The 26,387-nt window shown below is 61.5% G+C and carries 24 protein-coding genes; 1 reads left to right on the plus strand and 23 read right to left on the minus strand.

The window, feature by feature from the left end:
* Nucleotides 1-48: 48 nt before the first annotated feature.
* From BK660_RS27195 to BK660_RS27245, 11 genes are all read right to left on the minus strand, one after another.
* Nucleotides 49-354 (minus strand): urease subunit beta, encoded by a 306-nt coding sequence (locus tag BK660_RS27195; protein ID WP_123435934.1) that lies wholly within the window; start codon nt 352-354, stop codon nt 49-51.
* The gene (locus BK660_RS27200) at nt 354-887 is read right to left on the minus strand and encodes a GNAT family N-acetyltransferase (protein WP_123435935.1); all 534 of its coding nucleotides are present in this window, start codon (nt 885-887) and stop codon (nt 354-356) included. Before BK660_RS27200 ends, BK660_RS27195 begins: the two co-directional genes overlap by 1 nt.
* 6 nt (nt 888-893) lie before the next feature.
* Nucleotides 894-1,427, minus strand: a complete 534-nt coding sequence (locus BK660_RS27205) for a GNAT family N-acetyltransferase (protein ID WP_123435936.1) — start codon at nt 1,425-1,427, stop codon at nt 894-896.
* A 9-nt stretch (nt 1,428-1,436) separates the two neighbouring features.
* A complete protein-coding gene (locus BK660_RS27210; RefSeq protein WP_007945249.1) occupies nt 1,437-1,739 on the minus strand; it encodes an urease subunit gamma in 303 nt (100 codons plus the stop codon).
* A 159-nt stretch (nt 1,740-1,898) separates the two neighbouring features.
* Nucleotides 1,899-2,738, minus strand: coding sequence for an urease accessory protein UreD (locus BK660_RS27215; protein WP_123435937.1), 840 nt, complete (start codon nt 2,736-2,738; stop codon nt 1,899-1,901).
* Nucleotides 2,739-2,781: 43 nt separating this feature from the next.
* Nucleotides 2,782-3,480, minus strand: a complete 699-nt coding sequence (gene urtE / locus BK660_RS27220) for an urea ABC transporter ATP-binding subunit UrtE (RefSeq protein WP_123435938.1) — start codon at nt 3,478-3,480, stop codon at nt 2,782-2,784.
* A gap of 131 nt (nt 3,481-3,611) precedes the next feature.
* The gene (gene urtD / locus BK660_RS27225) at nt 3,612-4,481 is read right to left on the minus strand and encodes an urea ABC transporter ATP-binding protein UrtD (protein ID WP_123435939.1); all 870 of its coding nucleotides are present in this window, start codon (nt 4,479-4,481) and stop codon (nt 3,612-3,614) included.
* A complete protein-coding gene (urtC, locus tag BK660_RS27230; protein WP_123435940.1) occupies nt 4,478-5,557 on the minus strand; it encodes an urea ABC transporter permease subunit UrtC in 1,080 nt (359 codons plus the stop codon). The genes urtD and urtC overlap by 4 nt, the downstream gene beginning before the upstream one ends.
* Complete coding sequence (gene urtB / locus BK660_RS27235) at nt 5,557-7,059, minus strand: urea ABC transporter permease subunit UrtB (protein ID WP_123435941.1); 1,503 nt, start codon at nt 7,057-7,059, stop codon at nt 5,557-5,559. The genes urtC and urtB overlap by 1 nt, the downstream gene beginning before the upstream one ends.
* A 162-nt stretch (nt 7,060-7,221) precedes the next feature.
* Entirely contained in the window at nt 7,222-8,487 is a 1,266-nt protein-coding gene (urtA, locus tag BK660_RS27240; protein WP_123435942.1) for an urea ABC transporter substrate-binding protein, read from the minus strand.
* Nucleotides 8,488-8,884: 397 nt separating this feature from the next.
* A complete protein-coding gene (locus BK660_RS27245; protein ID WP_123435943.1) occupies nt 8,885-9,256 on the minus strand; it encodes a DUF6124 family protein in 372 nt (123 codons plus the stop codon).
* Nucleotides 9,257-9,828: 572 nt separating this feature from the next.
* On the opposite strand from BK660_RS27245, the gene BK660_RS27255 reads away from it, so the two are divergent.
* Entirely contained in the window at nt 9,829-14,439 is a 4,611-nt protein-coding gene (locus BK660_RS27255; protein WP_123435945.1) for a DUF4329 domain-containing protein, read from the plus strand.
* Between the two features lie 58 nt (nt 14,440-14,497).
* Here BK660_RS27255 and BK660_RS27260 read toward each other — a convergent pair whose 3' ends face one another.
* The 12 genes from BK660_RS27260 to cbiE all read right to left on the minus strand — a co-directional run bounded on the left by BK660_RS27260 (nt 14,498) and on the right by cbiE (nt 26,282).
* Nucleotides 14,498-15,508, minus strand: coding sequence for a FecCD family ABC transporter permease (locus tag BK660_RS27260; protein WP_123435946.1), 1,011 nt, complete (start codon nt 15,506-15,508; stop codon nt 14,498-14,500).
* The gene (locus BK660_RS27265; protein WP_123435947.1) at nt 15,505-16,452 is read right to left on the minus strand and encodes an ABC transporter substrate-binding protein; all 948 of its coding nucleotides are present in this window, start codon (nt 16,450-16,452) and stop codon (nt 15,505-15,507) included. The genes BK660_RS27260 and BK660_RS27265 overlap by 4 nt, the downstream gene beginning before the upstream one ends.
* Nucleotides 16,449-17,237: an ABC transporter ATP-binding protein gene (locus BK660_RS27270; RefSeq protein WP_123435948.1), complete on the minus strand. Its 789-nt coding sequence runs from the start codon at nt 17,235-17,237 to the stop codon at nt 16,449-16,451. The genes BK660_RS27265 and BK660_RS27270 overlap by 4 nt, the downstream gene beginning before the upstream one ends.
* Nucleotides 17,238-17,477: 240 nt before the next feature.
* Complete coding sequence (locus BK660_RS27275; RefSeq protein ID WP_123435949.1) at nt 17,478-18,860, minus strand: PepSY-associated TM helix domain-containing protein; 1,383 nt, start codon at nt 18,858-18,860, stop codon at nt 17,478-17,480.
* Between the two features lie 129 nt (nt 18,861-18,989).
* The gene (locus BK660_RS27280) at nt 18,990-21,107 is read right to left on the minus strand and encodes a TonB-dependent copper receptor (RefSeq protein WP_123435950.1); all 2,118 of its coding nucleotides are present in this window, start codon (nt 21,105-21,107) and stop codon (nt 18,990-18,992) included.
* 224 nt (nt 21,108-21,331) lie between these two features.
* Nucleotides 21,332-21,781, minus strand: coding sequence for a DUF2946 domain-containing protein (locus BK660_RS27290; protein WP_123435952.1), 450 nt, complete (start codon nt 21,779-21,781; stop codon nt 21,332-21,334).
* 20 nt (nt 21,782-21,801) lie between these two features.
* Entirely contained in the window at nt 21,802-22,281 is a 480-nt protein-coding gene (locus BK660_RS27295) for a copper chaperone PCu(A)C (RefSeq protein ID WP_123435953.1), read from the minus strand.
* Nucleotides 22,282-22,329: 48 nt separating this feature from the next.
* Entirely contained in the window at nt 22,330-22,728 is a 399-nt protein-coding gene (locus tag BK660_RS27300) for a DUF2946 domain-containing protein (protein WP_123435954.1), read from the minus strand.
* Between the two features lie 47 nt (nt 22,729-22,775).
* The gene (locus tag BK660_RS27305; RefSeq protein ID WP_123435955.1) at nt 22,776-23,087 is read right to left on the minus strand and encodes a hypothetical protein; all 312 of its coding nucleotides are present in this window, start codon (nt 23,085-23,087) and stop codon (nt 22,776-22,778) included.
* A gap of 162 nt (nt 23,088-23,249) precedes the next feature.
* Entirely contained in the window at nt 23,250-23,984 is a 735-nt protein-coding gene (locus tag BK660_RS27310; protein ID WP_123435956.1) for a cobalt-precorrin-6A reductase, read from the minus strand.
* Nucleotides 23,981-25,078, minus strand: coding sequence for a cobalt-precorrin-5B (C(1))-methyltransferase (locus BK660_RS27315; RefSeq protein WP_123435957.1), 1,098 nt, complete (start codon nt 25,076-25,078; stop codon nt 23,981-23,983). The genes BK660_RS27310 and BK660_RS27315 overlap by 4 nt, the downstream gene beginning before the upstream one ends.
* Nucleotides 25,071-26,282 carry a precorrin-6y C5,15-methyltransferase (decarboxylating) subunit CbiE gene (gene cbiE, locus BK660_RS27320; RefSeq protein WP_123435958.1) on the minus strand — a complete coding sequence of 404 codons (1,212 nt, stop codon included), beginning with the start codon at nt 26,280-26,282 and terminating at the stop codon, nt 25,071-25,073. The genes BK660_RS27315 and cbiE overlap by 8 nt, the downstream gene beginning before the upstream one ends.
* Between the last annotated feature and the right edge of the window lie 105 nt (nt 26,283-26,387).

Raw genomic sequence — 26,387 nt, forward strand, 5'->3', positions numbered from 1 at the left:
GTGGGAGCGGGCTTGCCCGCGAAGGGGCCGGTGCAGACACCGCATTACTTACAGGTCACCCATGATCCGCCCGGCAAACCCGAACACCCGGCGATGCCCGGCCAAATCGACCAGCTCGACCTCGCGGCTCTGCCCCGGCTCGAATCGCACTGCGGTGCCCGCCGGGATGTTCAGGCGCATGCCGCGGCTGGCGGCGCGGTCGAAGGTCAGGGCGTCGTTGGTTTCGAAAAAGTGGTAGTGCGAGCCGACCTGGATCGGCCGGTCGCCGCTGTTGGCCACTTTCAGGCTGACCGTCTGGCGGCCAGCGTTGAGTTCGATGTCGCCGGGCTGGATCTGGTATTCACCGGGAATCATCAATGGGCTCCTTGCAGAATCTTGTAGTAGAGCGCGGTCGGTTTGTAGCGCCCGCTCGGGTCGCAGGCGTAGTCGGGGATCTCGCCCGCCCGGGTGTAACCCAGCGCCTTGTAGAAATCCTCGGCAGGGGAGCCGGCTTCGGTGTCGAGGTAAAGCATGCCGCGCTTGTGCTGGAGCGCGGCCTGTTCCAGAGCGCTCATCAATTGTTGGCCCAAGCCTCGACGACGGGCGTGTTCACGCACCAGCAGTTTTTGCACTTCGGCGCGGTTCAGGCCATTGGCTTTCTGGCACAGGGTCAGTTGCACACTGGCTTCCACTTGTTCATCGCGAACCACTACCCACAGCAGCACGTTGCCCTTGTTCAGGTTCTCCTGAACCTCATCGAAATAGGCGCGGGCCTGGGTCGCGTCCAGTTCGGCCATGAAGCCGACACTGGCGCCATAACCGACGGCGTCGAGCAGCAGATCAATCAAACCCTGGCGGTAGTGCGCAAAGCTTTCAACATTGACGCGTCGCAGTTGGGCGGCGTTCATCGGGCATTACTCCTTGCTGGCGACAGGCGGCTCCGCGCCAGGATTGAGGGTCAGTTGCATGAAGGTCAGGTCCAGCCAGCGGCCGAACTTGGTGCCCACCTGGGGCATTTGCCCGGTGGTGATGAAACCGGCGCGTTCATGCAGACGAATGGAAGCGGCGTTGCCGCTTTCGATGGCCGCGACCATCACGTGCTTGTCGCAATCCTTGGCGCGTTCGATCAGCACCGTCATCAATTGCGGGCCGAGGCCGTTGCCGCGCTGGTCGCTGCGCACGTACACCGAATGCTCGACGGTGTGGCGGAAACCATCGAACGGCCGCCAGTCACCAAATGAAGCGTAGCCCAGCACGCTGTTGTCGCCGTCGACGATCACCAGAATCGGATAAGCCTGAGCTTGCCGGGCGCTGAACCAGGCCTGGCGATTGCCGAGATCGACGGCCTGTTCATTCCAGATCGCCGTGGTGTTGAGCACCGCGTCGTTGTAGATGTCGCGGATAGCCGGCAGGTCGGCATGCACCGCGTCACGAATGTGGTAAGTCATGGCGGCTCCTCAGGCGATGGGTTGGTGGACGGTGACCAGTTTGGTGCCGTCGGGGAACGTCGCCTCGACCTGGATCTCCGGAATCATTTCCGGGATGCCTTCCATGACTTGTTCGCGGGTCAGCAGCGTGGTGCCGAAGTGCATCAAGTCGGCCACGGTCTGGCCGTCACGCGCGCCTTCGAGCAGGGCGGCGGAGATGTAGGCCATGGCTTCCGGGTAATTGAGTTTCACGCCGCGCGCCAAACGCCGCTCGGCCACGAGGCCGGCGGTGAAGATCAGCAGCTTGTCTTTTTCGCGTGGTGTCAGGTCCATCGTTGGAATCCATCTGGGCAGATAAAAAGTATTCGGATCTGTAAACACAAAACCCCTTGTGGGAGCGGGCTTGCTCGCGAATGCGGTGGGTCAGCCAACATCAATTTGAATGACCCACCGCATTCACGAGCAAGCCCGCTCCCACATTTGGACAGTGTTTCAGGTGCTCCATATTCTTGGGGGGACTGCTTCCCGGCCAAGCAAGGCAGGCCTGAGCAATCGCCACAATTCAATCAACCAACCGCGCGCCAACAGCGCTTCACTGGCCAGGCACCGCGCCACCAACAGCCCCGGCAACTGGGTCAAATCCCCGCGCACGGCATTGGGCAGCGACCGACAGGTTTCCAGCAGTTCACTGTCGATCTCCCCGGTGACCAGCAACGTCGCAAACACCGGTTGCCCGTCCAGCCCGATCGGCGAATCCAGCAACCCGTCATTCCCGACAATGCGCTGGCGTTCGTGCCAGAGCAACTGGCCGTCGCGGCGAATGTCCAGCTGCGCCTGAAAATGCCCGAGATCAAAACGCTCGCCACTGGCCGGGCGACCCAGCGCCACAACGTCCCAGTAGAACAACCGCGCGTCACCTTCCAGCTCAATCGAGGTGCTCAATTGCGCCTGGGCATCGCTGAAGATAATTGTCTCTTGCGGCAACCATTCCAGCGTTCCGCCCGCCGCCACTTTCAAGTCCAGATGCTGATAGGCCGGGCCCGCCGCGCGATACCACTTGGCCGCGCCGGGGCTGGTGATTTGCGCCCAGGCATTCGCGCCGACACTGGCCGAAATATCCAGCCGATCACCACCGGCAATCCCGCCCGGCGGGTGGACGATGATGTGCTGGCAGACCTCGGGGCCTTCGGCATACAGGTGCTTTTGCACCCGCAGCGGGCCTTTGTGGCGGCGCTGGACCGGGCGCGTGCTGTCGCCGAAACGGGCGTAGCCCAGCTCCAGCTCGGCGTGCCAGCTGGGGGTAAACAGGACAGTAGGAAGAGGTACATTCATATTTTTTAATTATCGTTAGGACGCTACAGATTAGATCGTTGCCTTAGATCGTTACCAGCCCGCGCACACCTTCGGCTTCCATATTTTCACCGCGACCCTGTTGCACGATCTCGCCCCGAGACATCACCAGATACTGATCGGCCAGTTCGGCGGCAAAATCGTAGAACTGCTCCACCAGCAAAATCGCCATGTCGCCCCGGGCCGCGAGCTTCTTGATCACCGCGCCGATCTCCTTGATCACCGACGGCTGGATGCCTTCGGTGGGTTCGTCGAGGATCAACAAGCGAGGACGACTGGCCAGCGCCCGGCCGATCGCCAATTGCTGCTGTTGCCCGCCCGACAGGTCACCGCCGCGCCGTTGCTTCATTTGCAACAGCACCGGGAACAGCTCGTAGATGAACGCCGGGACTTCCTTGGCTTCGCTGCCGGGGAAGCGTGACAGGCCCATCAGCAGGTTTTCTTCGACGGTCAGCCGACCGAAAATCTCGCGGCCTTGCGGCACGTAAGCGATCCCGGCATGCACGCGTTGGTGCGGCTTGAACGTGGTGATCGGTTTGCCTTCCCAGTTCACCGCGCCTTCTTTTGACGGCAGCAAACCCATCAGGCACTTGAGCAGGGTGGTTTTGCCGACGCCATTGCGCCCGAGCAGGCAGGTGACTTCGCCGACCTTCACGTCAAACGTCAGGCCGCGCAGGATGTGGCTACCGCCGTAATACTGGTGCAACTTGTCGACTTGCAGCATTCTCAAATTCTCCCCAATCCCCTGTGGGAGCGGGCTTGCTCGCGAAGGCGGTGTGTCAGGCAACTTATATGTTGAATGTGCCGACGCATTCGCGAGCAAGCCCGCTCCCACATTGGTATGTGTTCGCAGCTCTAGCGACCGAGATAAACCTCGATGACGCGTTCGTTCTCCTGCACCTGCTCCAGCGACCCTTCCGCCAGCACGCTGCCCTGGTGCAACACGGTGACGTGGTCGGCAATCGAGCCCACAAACCCCATGTCGTGCTCCACCACCATCAACGAATGCTTGCCGGCCAGGCTCTTGAACAGCTCAGCGGTAAATTCGGTTTCAGCGTCAGTCATGCCCGCCACCGGCTCGTCGAGCAGCAGCAGTTGCGGGTCTTGCATCAGCAGCATGCCGATCTCCAGAAACTGCTTCTGACCGTGAGACAACAGCCCGGCCGGACGATTGACCGACGTGGTCAGGCGAATGGTTTCCAGCACGTCGGTGATGCGATCTTTCTGCTCGCCACTCAGGCGCGCCCGCAGGCTGGCCCACACCGATTTATCGGTTTTCTGCGCCAGTTCCAGGTTCTCGAACACGCTCAACGCTTCGAACACCGTCGGCTTCTGGAACTTGCGACCGATGCCGGCCTGGGCGATCTGCACTTCGCTCATCTGCGTCAGGTCCAGCGTTTCACCGAACCAGGCCTTGCCATGACTCGGCCGGGTCTTGCCAGTGATCACGTCCATCAACGTGGTCTTGCCCGCGCCATTGGGACCGATGATGCAGCGCAATTCACCGACGCCGATGTACAGGTTCAGATTGTTCAGCGCCTTGAAACCGTCGAAGCTGACGCTGATGTCTTCCAGGGTCAGGATTGTGCCGTGGCGGGTATCGAGGCCGGGGCCGACGCGTTGGCCGTGACTGATGGCGTCGCGGCTGGTGCCGGCGTCCTTGTTTGGCTCTACGGGAAAAAAGGCTGGTTCGAGCATGAATTCCGCCGTGGGTGTGATTCTCATTGTTCGCCCCTTTTCTTCAGCAGACCGATCACGCCCTTCGGCAGATACAAGGTCACGACGATGAACAGGGCACCGAGGAAAAACAGCCAGTACTCCGGAAACGCCACGGTGAACCAGCTCTTCATGCCGTTGACCACACCGGCACCCAACAGCGGACCGATCAAGGTTCCGCGACCACCGAGGGCCACCCAGACCGCCGCTTCAATCGAGTTGGTCGGCGACATTTCACTCGGGTTGATGATCCCGACCTGCGGCACGTACAACGCCCCGGCCAGACCGCACAACACCGCACTCAACACCCAGACAAACAGCTTGAAACCGCGCGGATCGTAGCCGCAGAACATCAGGCGGTTTTCCGCATCGCGCAGCGCGGTCAGCACCCGACCGAACTTGCTCTGCGCCAGGCGCCAGCCGATGAACAGGCTCGCCACCAGCAACACCACCGTGGCGAAAAACAGCACGGCGCGGGTGCCGGGTTCGGTGATGCCGAAACCGAGAATGGTGCGGAAATTGGTGAAGCCGTTGTTGCCGCCAAACCCGGTCTCGTTGCGGAAGAACAACAGCATCCCGGCGAAGGTCAGGGCCTGGGTCATGATCGAGAAATACACGCCCTTGATCCGCGATCGGAAGGCAAAGAAGCCGAACACCAGCGCCAACAATCCCGGCGCCAACACCACCAGACACATGGCCCAGAGGAAGCTGCTGGTGCCGGTCCAGTACCACGGCAATTCGGTCCACGACAGAAATGTCATGAACGCCGGCAAGCCATCGCCCGAGGCCTGGCGCATCAAATACATGCCCATCGCATAACCGCCGAGGGCGAAGAACAGGCCGTGGCCGAGGGACAGTAAACCGGCGTATCCCCAGACCAGGTCCAGCGCGAGGGCGACGATGGCGTAGCAAAGAATCTTGCCCACCAGCGTCAGGGTGTAGGCCGAAACGTGAAACACACTGATCGGCGATAACAGCGACATCAGCGGCATCGCCAGCAGCAAAACAAGAATCACCGCGCCGACCGCGATGGTGACTTTGGGGCCGGCTTTTTGTGTAGCGGTAACGAGCAGGGGCTGGTTCATCAGTCGATCACCCGTCCTTTCAGTGCGAAGAGGCCTTGCGGACGCTTCTGGATGAACAGAATGATCAGCGCGAGGATCAGGATCTTGCCGAGCACGGCGCCGATCTGCGGTTCGAGAATCTTGTTGGCGATGCCGAGGCCGAACGCGGCCAGGACGCTACCGGCCAACTGGCCGACACCGCCGAGCACCACCACCAGGAACGAGTCGATGATGTAGCTCTGGCCGAGGTCCGGGCCGACGTTGCCGATCTGGCTCAGCGCCACGCCGCCGAGGCCGGCGATGCCCGAGCCGAGGCCGAAGGCGAGCATGTCCACGCGCCCGGTGGGCACGCCGCAGCACGCGGCCATGTTGCGATTCTGGGTGACGGCGCGCACGTTCAAACCCAGGCGCGTCTTGTTCAGCAGCAGCCAGGTCAGCACCACCACAAACAAGGCGAAGGCGATGATGACGATGCGGTTGTACGGCAGCACCAGATTCGGCAGCACTTGAATCCCGCCCGACAACCACGCCGGGTTGGCCACTTCAACGTTCTGCGCGCCGAACACCAGGCGCACCAGTTGAATCAGCATCAGGCTGATGCCCCAGGTGGCGAGCAAGGTTTCCAATGGGCGGCCGTAGAGGTGACGAATCACCGTGCGTTCGAGCGCCATGCCGATGGCGGCGGTGACGAAGAATGCCACCGGCAACGCGATCAGCGGGTAGAACTCGATGGCTTGCGGGGCATAGCGCTGGAACATCATCTGCACTACATACGTTGAGTACGCGCCGAGCATCAGCATCTCGCCGTGGGCCATGTTGATCACGCCGAGCAAGCCGAACGTGATCGCCAGGCCGAGGGCGGCGAGCAGCAGGATCGACCCGAGGGACATGCCGCTGAACGCCTGGCCGAGCAATTCGCCGATCAGCAGTTTGCGTTTGACTTGAGCGAGGCTGGTTTCGGCCGCGGTGCGCACGGCGACGTCGGCTTCGACGCCCGGTTCCATCAAGGTCTCGAGGCGGGTGCGGGCCAGTGGGTCGCCGGTTTCACCGAGCAAACGCACAGCGGCGAGGCGCACGGCGGGGTCGGTGTCGACCAGTTGCAGATTGGCCAGGGCGAGGCTGAGGGCGGCGTGGACGCTTTCGTCTTTTTCGCCGGCCAGTTGCTGGTCGAGGAATTTCAACTGCGCGGGTTTGGCGCTTTTCTGCAGTTGCTGCGCGGCGGCCAGACGGGTTTTCGGGTCGGCGGCGAGCAGTTGATGGCTGGCCAGTGCGGTGTCGATCAGACCGCGCAGGCGATTGTTCAGGCGCAGGGTTTTGGCTTGGCCGTCGACGGTCAGTTCGCCTAGTTGCAGGGCGTTGATCAGTTCGATACGGGCCGGCTCCGGCTGCGCGGCCCAGGCTTCCAGCAGTTTGGCTTGCTGCACGGGGTTGGCGGCGACGAAGTCTTCGGTGTCGCTGGCCTGTACGGCCATCGGCAGTAATAGTGTGATCGCGAAGAGAAAACGGTAAAGGGCACTGGGCATATGTATGGCCTTGCGCGGACTAAATGTGGGAACGGGCTTGCTCGCGAAAGCGGTGTGTCAGTCACATTAATGTTGGATGTGCCGCCGTCTTCGCGAGCAAGCCCGCTCCCACAGGGATATGTGTCGGTCCCGAGTGACGTGTCAGGCCCGACATCCAGTGGCTTAGTTGCTCTTCATCGCATAATCCGGCTTCTTGTCGTTGCCATCGATAAACGGGCTCCACGGCTGGGCGCGGATCGGGCCTTCGGTCTGCCACACCACGTTGAACTGACCATCGGCCTGGATCTCGCCGATCATCACCGGTTTGTGCAGGTGGTGGTTGGTCTTGTCCATGGTCAGGGTGTAGCCGGACGGCGCGGCAAAGGTCTGGCCGGCGAGGGCTTCGCGGACTTTGTCGACGTCAGTGGACTTGGCTTTTTCCGCCGCTTGCGCCCACATGTGAATGCCAACGTAGGTGGCTTCCATCGGGTCGTTGGTCACCGCTTTGTCGGCGCCCGGCAGGTTGTGTTTCTTGGCGTAGGCTTTCCAGTCGGCAACGAACTTCTTGTTCGCCGGGTTCTCGACCGATTCAAAGTAGTTCCATGCCGCGAGGTTGCCCACCAGCGGTTTGGTGTCGATACCGCGCAGTTCTTCTTCGCCGACCGAGAACGCCACGACCGGAACGTCAGTGGCTTTCAGGCCCTGGTTGGCCAGCTCTTTATAGAACGGCACGTTGGAGTCGCCGTTGACGGTCGAAATGACGGCCGTCTTGCCGCCGGCCGAGAATTTTTTGATGTTGGCGACGATGGTCTGGTAATCGGCGTGGCCGAACGGGGTGTAGACCTCTTCGATGTCCTTGTCTGCCACGCCTTTGGAATGCAGGAACGAGCGCAGGATTTTGTTGGTGGTGCGCGGGTAGACGTAGTCGGTGCCGAGCAGGAAGTAGCGCTTGGCACTGCCGCCTTCTTCGCTCATCAGGTATTCAACGGCGGGGATCGCTTGCTGGTTCGGCGCGGCGCCGGTGTAGAACACGTTCGGCGACATTTCTTCACCTTCGTATTGCACCGGGTAGAACAGCAAGCCGTTGAGTTCTTCGAACACCGGCAACACCGATTTACGCGACACCGAGGTCCAGCAACCGAACACCACGGCGACCTTGTCCTGAGTCAGCAACTGCCGGCCCTTTTCGGCGAACAGCGGCCAGTTCGACGCCGGGTCCACGACCACCGGTTCGAGCATCTTGCCGTTCACGCCGCCCTTGGCGTTGATCTCGTCGATGGTCATCAACGCCATGTCTTTGAGCGACGTTTCGGAGATCGCCATGGTGCCGGACAACGAATGCAAAATCCCGACCTTGATGGTCTCGGCGGCCTGGATGGTCCAGGTCATGCCCATCGCGGCAATGCTTGCCGAGAGTGTGAAAGCCTTGATCAAGCTACGACGCTTCATTGTGCGATCTCCATGAACTTATGAATTTTTCTGGTTGGCAGATGCGGACTACTGAAGGGTGTTTTGCAAAGGCTGTGCCCGGTCGGCAAAAGGCAGGGAAATGTCGGTTTAGAGCGGTCGCGCGGTGTGGCGGCGCACCATGAAGGGACGAGGGCGGGGCGGTGGTGCGAGAGGGTGCGCCACATTGGGGCGCAGACCTTGGAGACAACACCGATCAAATGTGGGAGCGGGCTTGCTCGCGAAGACGGCGGCACATCCAGCATCAATGTGACTGACGCACCGCATTCGCGAGCAAGCCCGCTCCCACATTTGATTGGTGTCGGGTGCTGAGTTCGTGGACTACAAAAAAACTGTGGAAGCAAGCAGGCTCACTCCCACATTGTTTTTTGCGGTGTTTCTAAGTGGGAACGACGTTATCCACCGCGCGATTCACCGCCAGTTCCGCGAGCATGATGATCTGCTGGATGGCCATCGCCTTGTGGCGCTGCGGGCCGATCAGTTCGGTGGCGAAGTCGCTGGCCAGGACGCTGGCGGAGGCCAGGGATTCACAGGCATGGACCAACAGGCTTTCGCTGTCGTTGTTTGGCGCGATCATGTACATGGTGCTGGGGCGACGGGGTTTTTCGGTGAAGAGCTCTGGGGGATCGAGGTAGTAGTCGAGGGCGCGTTTGATGGCTTCGCGGTCTCGGAGCAGGTCTTCGTTGTGAGATGTTTCGGATTCGGGAATGGTGGTGTCGATGGGTGGATCGGGAACAATCTTCTTATTCATTGAAACGTCCTCTAAGCAATTGGAGCCATCACTCGTCGTTTCTCACGCGACGGAGTGGTGGCAGCTATGTGCGGGGTGAGAAACCGGTAGAGGAACGGCATCCGGCCGGACCGAAGTCCGCCCGCACACAGCCGCCATAGAAAATTGCAGGCGGCGAATGAGCTGGCGGCAATTATGGTGGTACTGGCGATGGATTAAAACCTCTACCGGGCTCTCACACCCGATCACTGATGTGCAGTGACAGCCACAGACTAGACAGCCAACGTCCGACGAACAACCTGAAAAAGTCGTGGGAAACGTCCGGTATTTTTGCGTCCGTATAAACACACATAAACAACTCCAGAATCACAAATCCCCTGTGGGAGCGGGCTTGCTCGCGAAAGCGGTGTGTCTGTCACATAGATGTTGGCTTTGCCGCCGCCTTCGCGAGCAAGCCCGCTCCCACATTGGATTTGTGGTGCATGCGGGATCAGCGACAAAGGAAAAAAGGGGACAGATTTATTTTCGGTGCACCGGCGTGCGCAGCGTTGGTGCTGGCTGCATCAAAAGCAAAAACCCGGAGGGCGATACATATGTACCACCCGCTGCGCTCCGGGATCTTGATCATCGTGGCTTCTCAATCGAGTGAGCAGCGCATGAACGGCACCTCAATCAGCACACCTTCAACACCCCGAAGGGCGGCAACCTTTCCTGCCCTGGGGCCGACATTCATCAGCGCGGACGACGCGGCCTACTGGGTTCACCGGCAGATCGGCGCGCGCCGTGACAAGGCTTACGGCGGTGTGATCGTGCAGCGTGGCGACGGAAAATTTCAGCCCACGTTGCCAGTGGCGGGGAGGATGGGGCATTTCGATTTCGACTTCCTGCTGTCTACTGAAGCCCCCCGACAGCTGTTTGCTCCACCAGGCTACAGTGGCGCGGCGTATTACCTGTCCCATTCGGCCAATCACGCTGAAGTCCTGCGTGTTCATCCAGGCTGGACGAGCGAGCAGATCACGTTGAGCCTCGGATTTTTTTCCAGAGGACATATCCTGAGTCATATGCAGGACCCGGGTGCCTATGGCCAACGTCATTATCTGTCGGGGCCGGAGGGTTCACTGATCAAGTACGAGTCCACTCAGCCGGCAGAAGAGAAAAAACTCTTTGAGCAAGGGTTCAAGGCTTTCGGTCCATTCTCCGACGTTGAACACCTGATTCAAAAAGTCGCCCAGACCGGCACGCTGAGCGTACTGGTGGCTAATGCGCCATGGGGCGGCGCAAGAGGAAACGTGCCGGCGAACTGGACGCTCGGTACGGCTGCGGTGCGAAGTCCGTCCCCGGTACAGCCGTTTTTTTGTGCGGTGTCCAACCAGGTGGACAAGGCCATCGAAGCGGCCGCCGCGACGCTAACCCCGTCCACCGGCAGCGTTTATCTGGGGTTTGTCGTGACCTCTGCCGACAGCTCGGAGTGCATGGCGACCTATCCGGTGCTTTCCAGCGAGCCGGCAGCCGAACTGTTCAAGACTTTTCCGATGAAAGCTGATCGCACGCTGGAGCGCCTGCTCGATTTCGACTTGAACGGCGTTTACTTCGTGCCGCAGGGCGATACGGCTCAGAGTGCCAGTGAGCCCTGGCTTTATGAGCGGTTTTTTTCACCGGACGAATTGGCGGCGGGCATCAAGTTTTCGCTGTGGGATGTTTATCGGCAGGAATACCCGGACTATCTGAAGGTGTACGCCCGGACCCGGGACGGTGCCGTGTTGCAGTACCGCCCCTCGGCGCACCAGCGTGAAGCTCCGCTGAAGGACAGCGCGGATTTCAATGTCCGACTGAAGGCAGGCACGCTCAAGCCTGCGGACTACATCAGGCAGGTGGTCGCAGCCGGCGAGCTGACGGTGCTGAAGGACAGCGCGTTGTGGGATGTGGTCGGGATCGTTGGCCCCGACTGGCAACCCTATGCCAGGTCGCGGCGTTTGAGTCCTGCGTTCCTTATGGCGGACGATGCCGCACGTTTTGCCCATGAGTACATCGGCAGCCGCCGTGCACAGGGCTTTGTCGGGATGATTTTGCAGGATCGAAACCAACGCTTCGTCGCCACCGAGCCAGTGTTTGCTGTCAGACGGTTTGCACTGGACAGGCTTTGCCCCCTCGACGCTAACGGCGCTCCGATTGTGCTGGTCGAGGGGCACTCGTTTCATGGGCTGTACGCTTCGCGCTGGCAAGCGGATGCCGGAGCCATTGCGCGTACTGACTTGCACGAGCAACTGACGCATGTGCAAATGTTCACTGCCGAAGACATTCGCTCGATGTTCGACAGCCACGCGCATGTTGTCGATTTTTACCTGTCTGGCTCGGCCGACTCGCTATTGGTTTACAGCCCCGACGTAGCGAAAGTGGCGGCTCGCAACCGCCTGCAGCAGCGGGTAGCCGTACTCGCTGATGGCAAAACGCTGATAGATCGGGAGCTGACGGCCGGCACACTGGAGCCCGGTGCAGTGGTCGAGGAACTGGCCAATACGGGCAGATTGCGCGTGGTGGTCGGCAACGATGTGTGGGGACCGCGGGGAACGGTGTTGGGTGATGAATCAATCAACGAGGCTACCCGCGCAGACGTTTCCGCTCCGGCGTTGGGAGCGATTTTTACCAGCGCCGAAGACGCGGTGCTGAACGCCCGTCATCGAGCCAGGCTTGACTACCGCGCAGCGGCGGCGGGTTGGGGATTTATCCTCAAGCACAAAGAACGCGATGAGTACGTGGCGACCGAAACGGTTACGCCCAGGCGCCTGGGCGGGCTGAACCAGGCGAGTGACTTTGGCGCTCCCGTATTGATCGACGAGTTTCGGACCCTCGGGCTTTACTACGCGGCAAGCTGGATGCCTAAAGGGTTATCAACAACGCAGGCCTGGTTTGCCCGGCATTTTGCGCCCATCAGCGACCTGGCAGCAGCGATCTACGACGACAAGGGCACGCAACGTCTGACGCATTTTCAGGACTTGAACATTTATATAGCGACGCTGGATGGGGCATTGTTGCGTTACCAGTACTCGGCCTCATCAACACAATTCGACAATCAAGGTGTGCAGCAACTGACGTCAGCATTGGGCAAGGACACGCCACCCTATGCCAGTGTCATTCAAATGCTCGTCAAGGCCGGAGAACTGGAGGCGCTGCGCACCAGTGAGCTGTGGGACGAGCCGGGCAGTGTCGGCCCTGACTGGACACCTTTCGTGCAAATCCAGCGGCGAGCCCTCAGTCCGGTCTTTCTGTCGCCGGACGATGCCGCGCGTTATGCGCTGGCGCAGTTGGGGTCACGGCGTGAGCGGGTCTACGGTGGCTTGGTGCTGCGTCGCGCCGACGGTTTGTTTGTCGCAACGTTGCCGGTGGCCGTCGAGGTCGAGAACTTCCCTGCCAGTTGGATTCGTCTGGACGAATTAACTGAACAGGGCTTGTTTCTGGCAGGGAGTACGGTCGTCGCCCGCTACCATTCCCGAATTCAGGTCGAACCGATTTTCGCGCTGTCGAACCGCGAACGGGACGTGTATCTCAATATGTTCTCCACCGACTTTCTGGCGGACATCCTGACCGGCTCCGGGCGCTCCCCGTCCCTGTCGCCCGGCAAGGAATACCTGCTGGGCCTCGACGGCAGCCTGATCAGCTACACCCTCAGTGCAAGTGCCGGTGAAAAGCAACTCGCCCGGGCATTGGTGCCACCCAGCCAGTTGCAGCGCCGGCACACCCCGATAGAACTGCACATGCGCAACGGCACGCTAACCCCGAGTGAATACGTCAATCAGGTGGCAAGCGCCGGCCGGTTGCAAGTGGTTCAGGGGAGCCGACTGTGGGGCGAGCCCCGCCCACTGTCGCACTGGAGTGCTTATCCGGGAATTATCTCGTCGGACGTGCATCGATTTGCCATTGCCGAGCCGGCGCTCAGCCCGGTCTTTACGCAGATGGACGATGCCATGCGCCATGTCCATCGCACGGTGGGCGCCCGTGCCAGCCTGATGTTCGGCTTTGTGCTCAAGGCGCTGAACGGTGAACGGTACGTGACGACGCTGCCGATCGACGGGAGGCAAGGGCATCTCACGGTCGAGCGGGTGTTTCCCGAAGGGTTGTTACCTTTGGGTTATCGAGTCGAGGGCATTTATTTGTGTCCGTCGACAAGCCCGGGACGATTGCCCCATGACGTGACGCACAGCTTCATCTCGCCACGGGATCTGTCTTACGGGCTGGACGCTATCGGTGTGCGCACCGCTGAAGGATCTACGTACCTCAACGTCTACATCTCCTGCGCCGATGGCGCCTTGTTGCGTTACGCACCCAGGAGCAAGGCCCCGGAATGGACCTTGTTTCATACCACGCAGGCCTACGAGAAAATTGTGCAATCAGGGCAGGAGTCGCTGTTCGAGTATCTACGCAAAGTGATCGCCAACGGTGAGTTGCAGGTCGTGGTGCGCAGTGCTTTCTGGTCGCCATTCAGGGTTGATGCCCGGGGTGTCAAAACCGGCATAGGGCTGGTGAGGTGGGCATCGGATAACCGCTTTGCCCTCGGGCCTGCATTCGCACATGCCGATGATGCGGCTCGCTCGGCCCAAAGACAGATTGGCGAATACGTCGGCCAGCAGTTTCTGGGTGGCGTGCTGATACACCCGGCGTCATCTTCGTTCGTCGCCGTCGAGCCGCTTGAAGACGGCCTCGACAGTGGCGCTGCCAGTTCGCTGTTTTACTCAGGGCCGGGCGGGCCCATTGCACCGGTCACGGTGCCGGGTGCACAGCCCTTGCCATTGCCGGTTTTTCCGCAGGACTACAAATGGGTGGCTGTTCATCAGTTCTACAAACGCTTCAACCTGTTCGTGCAGGACCCGACTGCGTCTGATCGACTACTGATGGACAACCTGGCCCTCGCCGACCTGTGGTTTTGCAGAGACGTCGTGAAAAAGAGCGGCGTCTCCGGGGGCAGTTGCTATTTCACCGGTCGTGGCGGGGCCCTGTTCAAATTCACCCCCAGCTTCTCGTCGCAGGAAACGGCTTTGTTCAACGAGGAGGCAAAGGAAGGGGTCGCAGCCTACCTCGCCGGACTCGCAGGCGTCGGCCGGCTTGAGGTACTGGACACCGATGGCTACTGGCAGCTTCGCGGGCGATTGAAGGCGACCTGGCAGCCACCTGTGCAGCCGACGGCGAAGCCGGATCGTGACGAACTGTGAAGTGCAGCATTGATTGATCTGAGCGCCGGATGAGCCGTGCCTTCCGGGCTGGCACGGCTCATCGGCGTCGCATAAGACCGATGAAAAACAACCCGCCAATCGCCGCCGTGGCCACGCCAATCGGCAAGTCCTCGGGGGCGATCAGGGTGCGGGCGGCGACGTCGACCCAGACCAGGAACAAGCTGCCAAGCAACACGCACGCCGGCAGCAATCGCCGATGCTCCGCCCCGACCATTCGCCGCGCAATGTGCGGCACCATCAGTCCGACAAATCCAATCGACCCGCTGATCGACACCAGCACCCCGGTCATCAGCGACGCAATCAAAAACACCCGCAACCGCACGCTGCGCGCATTGAGCCCGAGGGTCACCGCTGTCTGCTCGCCGGCCATCAACGCATTCAACGGCCGAGCCATGCCCAACAGCAATCCCAACCCCAGCAACACGCTAGCCGCCGGCACCGCGAGCAATTCCCAGCGCGCCAACCCAAGCCCGCCGAGCATCCAGAACATCACCGCCGAACTGGCGCGGTGATCGCCCAGAAACAGCAGCAGATTAGCCATCGCCATCATCACGAACGACACCGCCACCCCGCACAACAGCAACCGGTCACTGTCCAGCCGCCCATGACGATTAGCGATCACCAGCACAATCAACATGCTGACCAACGCACCGATAAACGCCGCAATCGGCAAGGTCAGCAGCCCGACAATCTCACCGACATGCAACACCACAATCACCGCGCCCAGGGTCGCGCCGGACGTGACCCCGAGCAGGTGCGGATCGGCCAGCGGATTGCGCGTCACCGCTTGCAGCACCGCGCCGATCAACGCCAGCCCGGCGCCGACCAATGCGCCGAGCAGCATGCGCGGCACACGGATCAGCCACACGATGTGTTCCTGCCCGGCCGACCAACTCACCTCGCCAAACCCAAACACCTTGTGCAGTAAAATTCGCCACACCACGTCCACCGGCACTCGCGCGGGGCCGAAACCCAGCGACATCACGCACGACACCAGCAACAACGCACCGAGGGCCAGCAGCAACAGGGCGTAGCGACGATTGATCATTCGCCGTGGAACCCTTTGGCCAGGGTTTCAACCGCCAACACGTTGTCGATACCGGGCGTGGCCTGCACGTAAGGAATGACGATAAAGCGCTGGTTCCTGATCGCGTCCACCGATTGCAGCGCCTTGTTGTTCATCAGGAATTGCTCCTTCTGTTCGGCAGTGACTTCGCCGTAGTCGACGATCACGATCACCTGCGGATTGCGCTCGACCACGCTCTCCCAGTTGACCCGCGTCCAGCTCGCGTCGACGTCATCGAGAATGTTGCGCCCGCCCGCCGCATCGATCAGCGCTTGCGGCATGCCGAGGCGGCCGGAGGTCATGGCGCGGTCTTCACCGCTGTCGTAAAGGAATACGCGCGGCTTGTCCGCCGGCAGGTCCTGGCGCACCTCGTCGACTTGCGCCTGCATCTGCGCGATCAAGGTGTTGGCTCGGTCCTGCACGTCGAAGATTTTGCCGAGGTTGCGCAGATCGTTGTAGGTGTCTTCGAGGCTGGCGGCCGGGCGCTTCATCACAAAGGCGCAGGACTCGGTCAGTTCGTAGACGTTGATGCCCAACGGTTGCAGGGTTTGCGGCGTCAGGTCGCCGCCCACGCGCATGCCGTAATCCCACCCGGCGAAGAAGAAATCGACGTTGGCATTGAGCAGGGTTTCCACCGACGGGTATTTGGCCGCGAGCTCCGGCAAGCCGTCGAGGATGCTCTGCATTTCGGGCGTCACCGACTTCCAGCCGCTCACGCCGCTGTAGCCGGCCATGCTCGGTTTGAGGCCAAGGGCGAGCATCATTTGGGTCATGTTGATGTCGTGGCTGACCGCGTGTTTCGGCGCTTGCTTGAAGGTCACTTCGCGGTTGCAGCTTTGAATCGTCAGCGGGTAGTGAGTGGCCTCGGCCAAGGCCTGGGCACTGACCAGCAGAAGGGCGGCACAGAGCAGGGGGCGCAACGTCATGGTTGGGTGATCCAGGTGATTCGTGGGTAGCCGTGCAAGGGGTGTTCGTCGATCAAGGCTTCGACGCCGAAAACGTTGCGCAGCAGCGGGGCGGTCAGGACTTCTTTGGGGGGGCCGCTGGCGACGATGCGGCCGTGGCTAATCACGTACAGCCGATCACAGAAAGCGGCGGCGAGGTTGAGGTCGTGGATGCTGGCGAGGGTGCCGATCTGCAGGCGTTTCACCAGTTGCAGCAGTTCCAGCTGATAGCGCGGGTCGAGGTGATTCGTTGGCTCGTCGAGGATCAGCAATTGCGGTTGTTGCGCCAGGGCGCGGGCGAGGATCACCCGCTGCTTTTCACCGCCCGAGAGGGTGGCGAAAGCGTGGTCTTCGAAGCCGTTGAGGCCGACGGATTCCAGCGCCTGGGTCGCGAGCTTTCGGTCTTCGAGGGTGTCGCCATCGAACAGGCCTTTGTGCGGCGTGCGGCCCATGGCGACCACTTCTTCAACAGTCAGGCCGAAGGCGTCGGGGAATTCTTGCAAGACCACGGCGATGCGTTGCGCGCACCAACGGGAGGATTGCTTCCAGACGTTGTGGTGATCGAGCTGGACCTCGCCGCTCTCGGGTTTGCTGAAGCGCCAGGCACAGCGCAACAGGCTGGTCTTGCCGCTGCCGTTGGGGCCGATCAACCCGACGAACTCGCCGGCGGCCACGTGCAGCGAGGCATCACGCAGCTGGAACTGGTGATGACAATGGCCGTGGCCCAGGGGTGTCCAGGCGAGGTGTTTGAGGTTCAGCGAGGTCATGCGTTAACTCTGAGATGTTCGGTCATGCTGATGGCCTCTTCGCGAGCAAGCCCGCTCCCACATTTGATCTGTTTGTACACAAATTTTGTGACCGACACAGATCAAATGTGGGAGCGGGCTTGCTCGCGAAGGGGCCTTAGGATCAGAACGCTATCCTGCGTTACACAGTAACACTAAATATGAGCGCGAGATAAGCGCTGGAAGTCTACAGGCCCCTCTAACCCGCGCATCTCGCCTGTTTCATGATGAAGATGAGGCCGATTCAGTTTGTCGGCTGAAACGCGACAACAGCACACGATCCAGCACCCAGACCACCACCATCGAAGCTCCCACCAGCGGAAACATCACCCCCAACGCGAACATGATGACCATCGCGGTTTTCCATTTCGGCAGGTCATGACGCAGCGGCGGCACACCGAATTTGCCCTGTGGCCGACGCTTCCACCAGATCACTACGCCGCTGACGGCGCTGAGCAAAATCATCAGGCAAATCAGCAGCACGATGATCTGGTTGACCACCCCGAACATCTTGCCTTCATGCAGCATCACACCGATTTCCGTGGCGCGGGCGACGGTGCCGTAGTGCTCGAAACGCACGTCGGCGAGAACGTCGCCGGTGTATTGATCGACGTGCAGCGTGGCATCGTTGCGCGGGTCGTCGGCGAACACGGCAATGGTGAACACGCCGGTGGCGGTTTTCGGGAAGGTGATGCTGTAACCCGGCTCGACCTTGCGTTGCACGGCGATGTCCTGCACGTCTTGCAGGCTGATGGTCGGGGCGGCGGGGCCGGCCTGTGCGCCGCCGTGAGCCATGTGTTCGGCGTGGTCGCCGCCGGACATCGGCATCGGCGTGTTTTCCATCGCCCAAGGCACGGTCTGTTGCGTGGCGGTGTTGAGGCTGCGCGCCTCGACATCGGAGGTGGGCACGTTGTCCCACATGGCGGCCGGGAACACGTTCCACACGCCGGCATATTGCTGGCCCCAGAAACCGGTCCAGGTCATGCCGCTGAGCAACATCACCAGCAGCAACGACGCGCCCCAGAACCCGGTGACCGCGTGCAGGTCACGCCACAACACGCGACCGCGACTGCTCAGGCGTGGCCACAAAATACCCGCTGCCTGGCCGCGCGGCCACCACAGGAACACCCCGGACACCACCAGCACGATGCCCCAGCCGGCGGCCATTTCGATCAGTCGATCACCGACGGTGCCGATCATCAGCTCGCCGTGAATCGCCCGCGCAATGGCCTGCAGGTTTTTCTTGGCGTCTTGCTCGCCGAGGATGTCGCCGTGGTACGGATCAATGAACACGTTAAGTTCAGTGCCGCCGTTGATCACGACGAATTGCGCGCTGCGTTCGGCGTTGACCGGTGGCAGGTACTGTTTGATCGTCGCTTGTGGATACGCCTCTTTCACGCGCTTGAGCAAGTCGTCGGCGGACACGGTGTGGTGGCCGGCCGGGACGTTCATCAGGCTGGCGTACATCAACGGATCGAGTTGCGGTTTGAACAGATAAAGGGTGCCGGTCAGGGCCAGCATCACCATGAAGGGGGCCACGAACAGACCGGCATAGAAATGCCAGCGCCAGGCCAGGTTGTAGAAATTCACTTTGGGCTGTTTCATCACGTGTGCTCCGCTTTGGCTTGGATCTTTTAGTTGTTTGTTGGCGGTTGCGTTGCAACCGATCGCGAGCAGGCTCGCTCCTACATGGACGGTGGTGTACCTGTGGGAGCGAGCCTGCTCGCGATGCTTTTAGAAGCTCATGTCCACCTTGGTCCAGAGCGTTCGCCCCGGTTCCTTAATGGCCTGCGGGTCATTGGCCGGGTAGCCAAAACCGGCGTTGCCGGCCAGGTTCAAGTGCTCGGCGTAGGCCTTGCCGAACAGGTTGTCGACGCCGGTGCTGACCCTCCAGTGCTTGTCGATCCGGTAGGCACCGTTGAGCGAGAACACGCCGAAGCCCGGGGTCTTGTCGAAGTCCTTGCCGACGACGTTGCCCTTGTTCCGGTCGATGCGGTTTTGCGCCGCGACCACCCGCCACAAGGCGCCGGCGCTCCAGTTGTCTTCGCTGTAGGTCAGGCCGAAACGCGCATCCAGTGGCGGCATTTGCGGCAGTGCGTTGCCGTCGCTGCTGTTCTTGCCCCAGGCGTAGGCCAGGGTCGCGTCGGCCTTCCAGTTGGAGGTCAACCGGTAAGCCGCACCGAGCTCGCCCCCCATGATTCGCGCGTCGATGTTTTGCGCCTGGGAGGTGGTGCCCATCGGGGTCGGGAGGTAGTTGAACAGGATGTAGTCGTGGACTTTGCCGACGTAGCCCGAGGCCCAGGCGTCGAGGTCTTCGGTTTTGTATTGCAGGCCGAAGTCGAGCTGGGTGGTTTTCTCGGGCTTGATCGAATCGAAGGCATTCACCGAGCCGACTGGGCCGAGCTTGGGTGAAAACAGCTCCCAGTAATCCGGGAAACGCTCGGTGTGACCGAGGCCGGCGTAGAGGGTGGTCGGGCTGTCGGCCAGATCATGCTCATATCGGGCGAAGCCGCTTGGTAGGGTGTCGGCGCGGGTGTCGTCGGCGGTCGGGTTGGGGCGGGTCGTCATCCCGGAGCCGATGGTTTGCCGGTAATCCTTGGCCGAGGCGCGGTCCAGGCGCGCGCCGGTAATCAGCCGGTCACGGTCGGCGGCGTACCAGGTCAGTTCACTGAAAACACCGTAATTGTGGAAGTCGGCGTCCTCGGTATAGGGCAAGTCTTTGTAAGTGTCGACGCCCATGCTGCCGCGCTGGCGGTGTTCACTGGTTTGCGCATCGAGGCCGCTGATCAATTGCACATCGGCCCAGCGCCAGGTGCCTTTGATCCGCGCGCCGACGGTGCGGCGGTCGACGTTGGAGGCCATCGGCCCGGACATCATCCCGGTCCCGGAAGGCGTGCGCAGGGTGTAGTTGTCCATCACGTGGTCGGCGTAGTTGTAGTAGATCTGCGCTTCGACCTTGTCCAGCACGTCGCCGATGTTCGATTTCTCGAAACGCAGGCCCAGGCTCTCGCGCTTGAACTGCGAGCCGTCCATGCCGCGCCCGGCATAACGCGCTTCACCATCGCCCTTGCCGGCGGTCAGTTCCAGCAGGGTGTCGGCGTCCGGGGTCCAGCCGAGCATGACGTCGCCGTTCCACTTGTCGTAGCGCGAGGGCACGGTGTCGTTGTTGCCATCGCGATAATCGTCGGCGTGCGCGGTGTTGCCGATCACTCGCACGTAGCCCAGTGGCCCGCCGGCAGCGGCATCCACCACTTTGTCGAAACGGCCGTTGGAGCCGCCCAGCACGCTGGCGTTCACTCGCGTGCCGAGTTCGCCGAAGCTTTCCGGTTCACGGTCGAAGAGGATGGTTCCGGCGGATGCGCCCGGCCCCCAGAGGACGGTTTGCGGACCTTTGATCACGGTGAGTGTGTCGTAGGTTTCCGGCGAGAGGTACGACGTTGGCGCGTCCATGCGGCCGGGGCAGGCGCCCAGCAATTGGCCGCCGTTGGTGAGGATGTTCATCCGCGAACCGAACATGCCGCGCAGCACCGGGTCGCCGTTGGTGCCGCCGTTGCGCACGAGGGCAAAGCCGGGGATGGTTTTCAGATAGTCGGCACCGTCGCTGGCCGGCACCGGTTGGCGCGGGTCCTTGGGGTTGGTGACGATGGTCAGCGGCGAGCTGGGGGCGATCGCGGTGATCACCGTCGGGCTCAGTTCCTCGATGTGGGCCGCGTGTTCATCGGCCAGCGCCATGGGTGTTAACAGAGCGCCACAAAGGAAGGCGGTGGCGTGCCTGAAACGAACACTGGCGTTGTTCAGGGCAAAAGAAGCTTGGGCAGTGCTCAAGCGTGAGTCAGCAGAAAACCTGGACATGACAATTTCCATCGAACGGCATAAACGACACGGCCGACTGCCAAGGCAGAGTCCCTGTGGGAGCGAGTTGTTGTGGCGAGCGAGCTTGCTCGCGCTGGGCTGCGTAGCGGCCCCTTTTGTGAGTGCTGCGCACTCAAGCGGGAGCAAGCTCCCTCGCCACAAAAGCTCTCTCCCACAGGTTTGCCTGGCTAGCTTCTTAACCGTGTGAGATCAGAGGTGAGTGTTTACGCGACGATGGGCGGGGCGCGGGTTCGGGCGCCGGGGAAGACGGTTTGCCGGGCGTGGCCCAGGCGGGGGGACGGGGTGGTGAAGGTATTGGCGGGCGGGGTATTGAAAGCTGTGAATGAAACACCGCCGGTCAGCGCCGGGCAGTTGAACAGCAGGCTGCAATAGCCGCATTTTTCCCAGAGCGCATGATGCGAGGCTTCGGGCGGGCAGTGCTCGGCAGCGGGTTGCGCACCGTGGTCGGCGTGCTCCATCGCCGACATGTCCATGCTCATGTCCATCGACATGTTCATGGTCATTGCCGAGGCGCGTTGATCCATCGGCATCGACTGAGAAATCAGCGGACCGATAAAGATCATCAGCATGGCGAACAGGCTGATCCAGCTGCCGCGCGTCAGGCTCAATGACTGACGGCGTGACGCGGATGACCTGGCGCTAGACGGGCGCATGGCGGAGTCTGCTCAGCCGGTTACTGGGCGTGAGCGTGCATCTGCATGTCTTCCGGCGGCTTCTTCTGCACGGCAACTTCGACCGTCACGTCACCGGCCTTCTCGAAATGCATCGTCAGCGGGAAGCGTTTGCCGTCGCTCAACAGGCTGCGGTCCTTCAGGTTGACCAGCATCACGTGATAGGCCATCGGCGCAAACGTGACGTTGCCGCCCGCCGGAACATCGACGCTCGGCACCTGTTGCATCTTCATCAGATCGCCTTGCATCACGTGTTCGTGCAACTGGGCCTCGCCTGCGATGGGCGAGTCGACACTGACCAGCCGATCAGCGGTTTTCCCACTGTTTTGAATCACGAAATACGCAGCAACGGTTGGCGCGTTGGGCGGCAACTCCTGCGACCATGGGTGAGCGATTTCCAGCTCACCGACGGTGAATTCGTGGGCATTGGCAAAGCAGGCAGGCAGCAGCAACGCGGCCAGAACGATAAGTTTGTTCAACATGGCAGTTCTCCAGAGCGATTCAAAACGCAGGTCAATTGCGAGAAGGAATCACACCAGAGGGGAAGCGCGGGGGTTGAGGCTCGGCCATTGCTGGCGCGGCGTGGGGGTATCGAGTGTAGCGGCAGGGAGGCTTCGATTGGCCTCGAACTGCGCGAAATACAGCTGCGGCTCATGCCCTGGCAGCGCCACGACAGGCGCTGCGCCCGAGCAACACCAGCAATGCTGCATGTTGGAATGATCGTCGCCTTGCGGCGCTTTCTGCTCGAGATCGCCCAGGGAAATCGCCACCATTTTCGTGCCGCTGGAGGTGCAGAAACTGCCCCACAACAATTGCTCGGCCGGCGATTTCGCCGACTGCGCCATCGCATTGCTCATCGGCATGGCGAGCATGTTGAACAGCACTGCGAAGCAGGCGATCCAGGCAATTGCAAGCCGATGTCGGGACATGGGGAAATCCGTTTGGGTGGGCGATCAAGCGCGGCTATTTAGCCTGATCAGGGCCGATAAGTAAAAAAGCGGCGTGCGGTGTGGTGTCGCAGTGCCTGAGTTAACAGGAGCAGCATGCTGTGAGCCATTTCCGGCTCGCCGTTATGAAAGAGTGTAGCGACTTCGATTCGGATTGCCTGAGCAAAATGTGGGTCACTTTGAATCCGCGCGCGGATGGTGTGTTTGACGTCTCTGAACGCTAAGCGAATGAAGCGTCCGTCACCCAAATCTTCCTCTTTACTGGCTTGGAGGTAGTTCCACATTTCCGCAGGCGTCTGGAGAAACTCAGCGATATCGTAACGGGAGAATTTCTCAGTCATTCGGTACTCCGAGCGCTACATTCATGGAGCCCGGAAACATAGAGGAAGGGTCACGCCCTTACGAGTCAGCCGATTTGGATAATGCTGTGTGAGCGGTCCGATAGACATGTAAGACGTTGCACAATTTATGTAGCAGCTGCCGAACGCAGGCTTCGCCAGCTGCTACAGGATTTGTGTCGGACTCTGGGGCAGGGCTGTCAGCACGTCCGCCACCGTACTAAACTCCCGATCAACTTGTGGCAACACCAGCCGCTTCAACACAATCACCGGCACCCCACGCTCCCGCGCCACTTCCAGCTTCGGCTCGGTCGCGGTGCTGCCGCTGTTCTTGCTGATCAGCACATCAATCTGCCGACGCTCAAACAGCTCGCGTTCATCCTCGATCACAAACGGTCCGCGTGCGCCGATGACTTCGCAGCGGTCGTTGCCGGGGTAAACGTCCAGCGCGCGCAGGGTCCAGAATTGCTCCGGCGGGATTTCGTGCAAGTGCTGCAGGGGTTCGCGGCCGAGGGTGAACAAGGGGCGGTGGAAGGGTTTCAGGGCTTCGATCAGTTCGGCCCAGTCGCCGACTTCGCGCCAGTCATCCCCGGCCTGGGGTTGCCACGCCGGACGGCGCAGCGCCCAGCAGGTGACACCGGTCAACTGCGCGGCCGTCGCGGCATTTTGGCTGATTTGGGCTGCGTAGGGGTGGGTCGCGTCCAGCAGCAGGTCGATGCCTGCTTCGCGAATAAATTGCGCCAGACCTTCCGCGCCGCCATAGCCGCCAACACGAACCTGGCAAGTCAGATCCGTCGGCACCCGGCCCACACCGGCCAGGCTGTAAATGTGTTCAGGCCCAAGGGTGCGAGCGATGGCCAGCGCTTCCGTCACGCCGCCGAGCAGCAAAATGCGCTTCATTGAAAAGCCCCCGCATGGCCGACAATCCCGCCCTGACGATCGATGGCAAACACTTCGACCTGAACCTGCGCCGGCACCACGCTGCGGGCAAAATCCAACGCGTGCTGACACACCGCATCACCGAGGGCGACGCCCGCAGCAGCCGCCATCGCCAGGGCCTGCTGGCTGGTATTGGCCTCGCGAATGGCCTGTTGCAGCGCTTCATCAGCGCCGACCGCCGCTGCCCATTCCGCCAGTTGCGGCAGGTCGATGCTCGAATGCCGACTGTGCAAATCCATGTGCCCGGCCGCCAGTTTACTGATTTTGCCGAAGCCGCCGCACAGGCTGAGTTTATCCACAGGCACTTTGCGCAGGTGTTTGAGCACGGCGCCGACGAAGTCGCCCATTTCGATCAGGGCGATTTCCGGCAAGTCGTAGACCCGGCGCATGGTGTCTTCGCTGGCGTTGCCGGTGCAGGCGGCGATGTGCAGGTAACCGTTGGTTTTCGCGACGTCGATGCCTTGGTGGATCGAGGCGATGTAGGCCGCGCAGGAAAACGGCCGGACGATGCCGCTGGTGCCGAGGATCGACAAACCGCCGAGAATCCCCAGCCGTGGGTTCATGGTTTTCAGCGCCAGGGCTTCGCCGTCCTCGACGTTGACGGTGACCTCGAAGCCGCCGCGGTAGCCGAGTTCTTCGGCCAGCAAGGTCAGGTGATCGCTGATCATTTTGCGCGGCACCGGGTTGATCGCCGGTTCGCCGACGGCCAGTACCAAGCCGGGGCGCGTCACCGTGCCGACTCCACGCCCCGCCTTGAAATGAATGCCCGGCTCGACGCTCAGGCGCACGTGCGTGTACAGCAGGGCGCCGTGAGTCACGTCTGGGTCGTCGCCAGCATCTTTAATGGTTCCGGCTTCAGCGCCGTCGTCGGTCAGGCGACAAAATTCCAGGCGCATCTGCACGTGCTTGCCCTTGGGCAACACGATCTCGACCGCATCAGCCTCCATGCCGCCCAACAACAGGCGCGCGGCCGCAAGACTGGTCGCGGTAGCGCAACTGCCGGTGGTCAGGCCGCTGCGCAGCGGGGCGGGTTGTTCGGCGGTTTCGTCACGCATCGCAGGGCTTCGTCACGTCCAGCAAGGTAATCGGCAGCGCCTGGCGCCAAGTGTCGAACTCGCCCAGCGGCTGCGCCTGGGCAATGTGGATACGGGTCAGCTCGCCGCCATGCTGTTCGCGCCAGGCCATCAGGGTCATTTCACTTTGCAGCGTGACCGCGTTGGCAATCAATCGACCGCCGGGTTTGAGTTGCGCCCAGCAGGTGTCGAGCACGCCTTCGCGGGTGACGCCGCCACCGATGAAAATCGCGTCCGGGCGCTCGAGGCCGGCCAGGGCCTGTGGCGCGTTGCCGCGAATCAGTTGCAGGCCGGGGACGCCGAGGGCGTCGCGGTTGTGTTCGATGAGCAGCTGCCGACCTTCATCGGCTTCAATGGCCAGTGCGCGACACGTCGGGTGGGCGCGCATCCATTCGATGCCAATCGAGCCGCTGCCAGCGCCGACGTCCCACAGCAGTTCACCCGGCACCGGCGCGAGGCGCGCGAGGGTGATGGCGCGCACGTCGCGTTTGGTCAGTTGACCATCGTGCTTGAAGGATGAGTCCGGCAACCCGGCCAGTCGCGAAAGGCGCGGCGTGTTCGGCTCGGCGATGCACTCGATGGCGATCAGGTTGAGGTCGGCGATCAGCGGATCATGCCAGTCATGGGCAACGCCATCGACGCGCCGTTCGGCTGCACCGCCCAGATGTTCCAGCACAGTAAGGCGGCTCGGACCAAAACCGCGCTCGCGCAGCAGGGCAGCAATCGCCGCCGGGCTTTGACCGTCGTTGCTCAGCACCAGCAAACGCACGCCAGTGAACAACTGCGCATTGAGGGCGGCGAGCGGCCGGGCAACCACGGAAAGTGTCACCACCTCCTGCAGCGGCCAGCCCATTCGCGCGGCGGCCAGCGAACAGGAAGAGGGCGCCGGCAGGATCTGCATGTCTTCAGCGGATACGTGGCGTGCAAGGCTGGCGCCGACGCCGAAGAACATCGGATCGCCGCTTGCCAGTACGCACACCGGTTCACCGCGACGGGCCAACAGCGGCTCAAGGGAAAAAGGACTGGGCCACAACTGGCGTTCACCACGGATGCACACCGGCAGCAGATCCAGTTGCCGCTGACCGCCCATGATCCGCGAAGCGCGCAGCAGGGCATGCCGGGCGTTTCTGCCCAGGCCCTTGAAGCCGTCTTCACCGATTCCCACTACTGTCAGCCAGGGTGACATCTGCAGTCCTTAAAAATAGTCCTGAAACGGACGGTTCCGACGGGCAGGCTTTTCATGCCGCCTGACAAAGCAGGCATAATACCGCGCCTTCGCCCGCGAAGCGCC

It is taken from the genome of Pseudomonas brassicacearum (assembly GCF_003732265.1).
GTDB classification, from domain to species: Bacteria; Pseudomonadota; Gammaproteobacteria; order Pseudomonadales; family Pseudomonadaceae; genus Aquipseudomonas; species Aquipseudomonas brassicacearum_D.

Excerpts from the sequence above, each read along its gene's own strand:
- BK660_RS27195 (WP_123435934.1), bottom strand. The coding sequence starts at position 354 with ATGATTCCCGGTGAATACCAGATCCAGCCCGGCGACATCGAACTCAAC.
- BK660_RS27200 (WP_123435935.1), bottom strand. The coding sequence starts at position 887 with ATGAACGCCGCCCAACTGCGACGCGTCAATGTTGAAAGCTTTGCGCAC.
- BK660_RS27205 (WP_123435936.1), bottom strand. The coding sequence starts at position 1,427 with ATGACTTACCACATTCGTGACGCGGTGCATGCCGACCTGCCGGCTATC.
- BK660_RS27210 (WP_007945249.1), bottom strand. The coding sequence starts at position 1,739 with ATGGACCTGACACCACGCGAAAAAGACAAGCTGCTGATCTTCACCGCC.
- BK660_RS27215 (WP_123435937.1), bottom strand. The coding sequence starts at position 2,738 with ATGAATGTACCTCTTCCTACTGTCCTGTTTACCCCCAGCTGGCACGCC.
- urtE (WP_123435938.1), bottom strand. The coding sequence starts at position 3,480 with ATGCTGCAAGTCGACAAGTTGCACCAGTATTACGGCGGTAGCCACATC.
- urtD (WP_123435939.1), bottom strand. The coding sequence starts at position 4,481 with ATGAGAATCACACCCACGGCGGAATTCATGCTCGAACCAGCCTTTTTT.
- urtC (WP_123435940.1), bottom strand. The coding sequence starts at position 5,557 with ATGAACCAGCCCCTGCTCGTTACCGCTACACAAAAAGCCGGCCCCAAA.
- urtB (WP_123435941.1), bottom strand. The coding sequence starts at position 7,059 with ATGCCCAGTGCCCTTTACCGTTTTCTCTTCGCGATCACACTATTACTG.
- urtA (WP_123435942.1), bottom strand. The coding sequence starts at position 8,487 with ATGAAGCGTCGTAGCTTGATCAAGGCTTTCACACTCTCGGCAAGCATT.
- BK660_RS27245 (WP_123435943.1), bottom strand. The coding sequence starts at position 9,256 with ATGAATAAGAAGATTGTTCCCGATCCACCCATCGACACCACCATTCCC.
- BK660_RS27255 (WP_123435945.1), top strand. The coding sequence starts at position 9,829 with ATGTACCACCCGCTGCGCTCCGGGATCTTGATCATCGTGGCTTCTCAA.
- BK660_RS27260 (WP_123435946.1), bottom strand. The coding sequence starts at position 15,508 with ATGATCAATCGTCGCTACGCCCTGTTGCTGCTGGCCCTCGGTGCGTTG.
- BK660_RS27265 (WP_123435947.1), bottom strand. The coding sequence starts at position 16,452 with ATGACGTTGCGCCCCCTGCTCTGTGCCGCCCTTCTGCTGGTCAGTGCC.
- BK660_RS27270 (WP_123435948.1), bottom strand. The coding sequence starts at position 17,237 with ATGACCTCGCTGAACCTCAAACACCTCGCCTGGACACCCCTGGGCCAC.
- BK660_RS27275 (WP_123435949.1), bottom strand. The coding sequence starts at position 18,860 with ATGAAACAGCCCAAAGTGAATTTCTACAACCTGGCCTGGCGCTGGCAT.
- BK660_RS27280 (WP_123435950.1), bottom strand. The coding sequence starts at position 21,107 with ATGTCCAGGTTTTCTGCTGACTCACGCTTGAGCACTGCCCAAGCTTCT.
- BK660_RS27290 (WP_123435952.1), bottom strand. The coding sequence starts at position 21,781 with ATGCGCCCGTCTAGCGCCAGGTCATCCGCGTCACGCCGTCAGTCATTG.
- BK660_RS27295 (WP_123435953.1), bottom strand. The coding sequence starts at position 22,281 with ATGTTGAACAAACTTATCGTTCTGGCCGCGTTGCTGCTGCCTGCCTGC.
- BK660_RS27300 (WP_123435954.1), bottom strand. The coding sequence starts at position 22,728 with ATGTCCCGACATCGGCTTGCAATTGCCTGGATCGCCTGCTTCGCAGTG.
- BK660_RS27305 (WP_123435955.1), bottom strand. The coding sequence starts at position 23,087 with ATGACTGAGAAATTCTCCCGTTACGATATCGCTGAGTTTCTCCAGACG.
- BK660_RS27310 (WP_123435956.1), bottom strand. The coding sequence starts at position 23,984 with ATGAAGCGCATTTTGCTGCTCGGCGGCGTGACGGAAGCGCTGGCCATC.
- BK660_RS27315 (WP_123435957.1), bottom strand. The coding sequence starts at position 25,078 with ATGCGTGACGAAACCGCCGAACAACCCGCCCCGCTGCGCAGCGGCCTG.
- cbiE (WP_123435958.1), bottom strand. The coding sequence starts at position 26,282 with ATGTCACCCTGGCTGACAGTAGTGGGAATCGGTGAAGACGGCTTCAAG.